This window comes from Streptomyces sp. NPDC054841, from assembly GCF_053611045.1.
Genome location: NZ_JBSGZO010000649.1, coordinates 1 through 3,856, shown reverse-complemented (window position 1 = coordinate 3,856; position 3,856 = coordinate 1). Strand labels below are relative to the sequence as shown.

The 3,856-nt window shown below is 69.6% G+C and carries 4 protein-coding genes and 1 pseudogene; 4 read left to right on the top strand and 1 reads right to left on the bottom strand.

Annotated elements, in window-relative coordinates; translation table 11 throughout:
• Positions 1 to 103: 103 nt before the first annotated feature.
• Entirely contained in the window at positions 104 to 295 is a 192-nt protein-coding gene (locus ACWGI8_RS41140; protein ID WP_453668566.1) for a hypothetical protein, read from the top strand.
• 304 nt (positions 296 to 599) lie between these two features.
• On the opposite strand, the pseudogene ACWGI8_RS41135 reads toward ACWGI8_RS41140, so the two are convergent.
• Positions 600 to 946: pseudogene (locus ACWGI8_RS41135) on the bottom strand (polysaccharide deacetylase family protein); the annotation flags it as partial.
• A 319-nt stretch (positions 947 to 1,265) separates the two neighbouring features.
• On the opposite strand from ACWGI8_RS41135, the gene ACWGI8_RS41130 reads away from it, so the two are divergent.
• From ACWGI8_RS41130 to ACWGI8_RS41120, 3 genes are all read left to right on the top strand, one after another.
• Positions 1,266 to 2,378: a S1 family peptidase gene (locus ACWGI8_RS41130; RefSeq protein WP_453668565.1), complete on the top strand. Its 1,113-nt coding sequence runs from the start codon at positions 1,266 to 1,268 to the stop codon at positions 2,376 to 2,378.
• A 140-nt stretch (positions 2,379 to 2,518) separates the two neighbouring features.
• Positions 2,519 to 3,070 (top strand): hypothetical protein, encoded by a 552-nt coding sequence (locus ACWGI8_RS41125; RefSeq protein ID WP_453668564.1) that lies wholly within the window; start codon positions 2,519 to 2,521, stop codon positions 3,068 to 3,070.
• Between the two features lie 563 nt (positions 3,071 to 3,633).
• Positions 3,634 to 3,856, top strand: a 223-nt coding sequence (locus tag ACWGI8_RS41120) for a hypothetical protein (protein ID WP_453668563.1), incomplete at its 3' end; no start/stop codon positions are given.

Sequence of the window (3,856 nt, the reverse complement as noted above, 5' to 3'; positions counted from 1 at the left end):
AATACGCCCAGTATGAGGACGACCCTCCGCCTTGCGATGCACCGCATCTGACGCCGCGCGCTGATCCACCGGGGATTACGGGACAGCCCTTAGGCTCGTCCGTATGGACGAAGCAACCCCGTACTGCGAGCCCTCGGCCGCCACGCCGCAGGCAACGTCCGCCGAAGTGGACGGCCCGTTCGCGGACTGCGTGCTGTGCGGAGAGCCGACGGAGTACCCCGAGTCGGTCAAGGGCGCGACCCTGTGCCCGGTCTGTGAATGGCGCGAGGCCGAGCGCACGGCCTGCTCAGGCTAGGTCCTGTCCGGGCGATCTTCGAGGAACAAGCCGCGGCGTCAGATGCGTGGGGTCTCCCCAGGCCCGGAGGGCCGAGGGGACGCATCGCAAGGCGGTGGGGGCACCTCCCAGCGGTAGCTGGGGGAGATCGCCCTCGTACTGGGCGTACTTGGGCGACTCCGACAACGCAGCGTGGGGGTACCTCCCAGCGGTAGCTGGGGGAGTGCCGTAGCTGGCGTCGCGGGCCCGACAAGATCGCCCGGACAGGGCCTAGGGAGCGTCCGGCGGATCAGGCCGAGCACGGCAAGATCCACAAGGCTGCCCCCTACGGCGCGCTGCCCGCGCCCGCCATCAGCTCGGAGACCTTGACGAAGCGGTAGCCGCGCCGACGCAGCTCCGGGACGGTCCGCCGGACCGCCTCCTCGGTGACCGGCGCCGCGCTGCGGGTGCAGTGCATCACGACCAGGGAACCCGGCTTCACTCCTGACAGGACCTGCTCCGCGACCGCCTCCGGGTCCTTCGCGAAGGCGTCGCCGTTCACCACGTCCCACTGCACGGCCGTGACCTTGGCCGGAGCAGTGTGCGCAGCGCGCGCTCGTCGTAACAGCCGCCGGGGAAGCGGAAGTAGGGCACGGCATTGCGCGCGCCGGTCGTACGGAATGCCGCGAATGCGACGGGACCTTGAGGCGGCGCAGTGAGGTGATCAGCTGGGGGTTGTCGAAACGCTCACCGCGCTCCGCCGCCGGCGCACCCGGTCAGCGCCGCCCCGATCGCCGCCAGTGCCGTCAATCTCCGTACAAGAATGCCCCCTCGCGCAAAACGCACGTTCATCCGCTGATGTCGTGAACGCCTCGCCATGACGGTCCGTCAAGAAGATTTCCTTGCGGACGCGATGAGCAAAACCGGGTGCGCCATCCGTATGAAGGGCCGGACGCGTCCCCCCGGTCTCCTTCGGTGACCGGAGTCCGTACCCCCCGCAGGAGGCAAAGAGTTGAGTCACAGGCGCATACCCAAGCGGAAGGCGATTCTCGCCGGAGCCGGGGCGGTGGGCATTGCCGCAGCGGCCGTGCTGCTGCCGAATGCCAACGCTTCGCAGTCCGGGTCGGGGGACGAGCCGGACGCCCCCAGGAAGATGAGCGCGGCGTCCGCCGCGAAGCTCGTCCAGCAGTTGGGCAAGCAGCTCGGCGAGTCCTACGGCGGGGCGTACTACGACGCGGCGAAGAAGCAGCTCGTCGTCAATGTCGTGGGCGACAACAACAACGTGAACGGCCAGGTCGAGCGGGCCGGTGCGGTGGCCCGCAGCGTGCAGAACAGCGCGAGCACCCTGAAGTCCGCGACGCAGTCGCTGTCCCGCGACGCGAGCGTTCCGGGGACCGCCTGGGCCGTCGACCCGAGGACGAACCAGATCCTGGTCACCGCCGACCGCACGGTCACCGGCGGGCGCTGGGACAGACTCGAATCGGCGGTCGAGTCCCTGGGTGACGGCGTGGCCCGGATCCAGAAGTCCAAGGGCGAGTTCAAGCCCTTCGTCGAGGGCGGGGACGCCATCTTCGGCGGCGGCTCGCGCTGCTCGCTCGGCTTCAACGTCACGACGCAGGACGGGCAGCCCGGATTCCTCACCGCGGGCCACTGCGGCGTCGCCGCCGAGAAGTGGTCGGAGGACCAGAACGGCGCGCCCATCGGTACGGTCCAGGAGGCCGTCTTCCCCGGAGAGGGCGACTTCGCGCTCGTCACGTACGACGATCCGGGCACCGAGGCTCCGAGCGCCGTCGATGTCGGCAACGGGCAGCTCGTGGAGATCGGGCAGGCGGCCGACGCGGCCGTCGGCCAGGAGGTCTTCCGCATGGGCAGCACCACCGGTCTGAACGGCGGCCAGGTCACCGGCCTGAACGCCACCGTGAACTACCCGGAGGGCACGGTCACGGGGCTCATCCAGACCAACGTCTGCGCGGAGCCGGGCGACAGCGGCGGAGCCCTGTTCACCAGGGAAGGGGACGCGGTCGGCCTCACCTCGGGCGGGAGCGGCGACTGCACTTCGGGCGGTGAGACCTTCTTCCAGCCGGTGACGACCGCACTGGCCGCCGTCGGCGCCGAGATCGGCTGACACACGCAGCGGTGGGCCCCGGGCATCGGCGGATGTCCGGGGCCACGCGCGACCCTTCCCGTCCGAACGCGCGCTCGGGCATCCTCGTCGCGGAAAGCGGCGTGAGCCGTGGGTGCGTTCCGGAGAAACGGGTGGGGAACATGAGACGGATCACGGGTGCCGCGGGGCTGCTGGCCGCGGCTCTGCTGGTGTCGGGGTGCGACGGGGGCGGTGCGGCGAAAGGCGCGCCGGACAGCACTGCGAGCAGCGCGCCGGCCACCGCCTCCCCGTCTTCCCCCTCGTCCCCTACGCCCTCTTCGTCCCCGTCGCCGTCGCCGTCGGGTGCCCCCACCTCCGCCCTCGCCCCCGCGCCCACCGGCAAGGTCGAACGACTGGTCGCCGCGACCATGACCGGCGGTATCGACGGCCGTCACGAAAGTGTCATCGTCCGCGGCGACGGCTCGTACACCCGCCTGGGGCGCGGCAAGCCCGATGAGTCGGGCCGGTTGACGCCGGCCGAGCTCGCGACGCTCCGCAAGGCGCTTTCGGACGCGGACTTCCCGCGACTCCCACGGATCTCGATGGGAGATCCGGTCCCTGACGGACGGGTGTACGCGATCATCTACGGCGGCCGCGAGGTCGTGACAGGCGACCCGGCGCCACCGCCCGCGCTCGGCAAGGTGATCTCCGCGCTGCCGTTCGCGGACCAGTGACCCCGGACCTGTGACCTGGACCGCTGACCGGGACCGGAGCCCGCGGCTCGCGCCGTGCGGCGCCCCCGTCCAGGCGGGCATCAATTCCGGCAGGCATCGATTCCGATTCCGGCGAGGCGACAGTAGGTTGTACTACGTTTGACTTTCTTGAGGTGATATGTCTACGTTGGAGCCAGATTGGTGGAAACGATCGCCTTCTTGCTCCATGAGAAGGCGAGCAATCTCAAAATCCCGATCGACGACCACCATGTCGTCGGTTGTCCGTCGGACAGACGCCCCGCCGCGGAGCCGCTCAACGGAGCAGCCCGGGCAGGCCCGATGCCGCGCGTTGAGCGCGCGAGCCGGCCGTGGCAACTCACGCCACGTTCAAGGCCGACGTACCGGGTCCCTTTCGTGAACGCATCGTATTCGCACTGGTGCTGACGCCACCGCGGCCGTGCAGGGCTCTCAGTCCCGTCCATGCCCCGGGAAGGGAAAGCACCATGCGGGCAAAGACATCCAGGATATTCAGTCTGTGCGCCAGCCTGTTCGCGGCTCTGGCTCTGACCCTCGGCGGAGCCGGCATGGCGAGTGCCACCAGCACGCCCAGCACGACCCACCCGTCGCACGGCTATTGCGTCTACTACTACTCGGTCGGGTTCGGCTTCTTCCAGCCTTACTACGACTACTGCTATGACTCCGGCTACTACGGCGGCTACTACGGCTACTACGACGACGGTGGCCGTGGATTCGGTGACCGTGGCGGTGACCGTGGCGGTGACCGTGGATTCGGTGACCGTGGCGGCG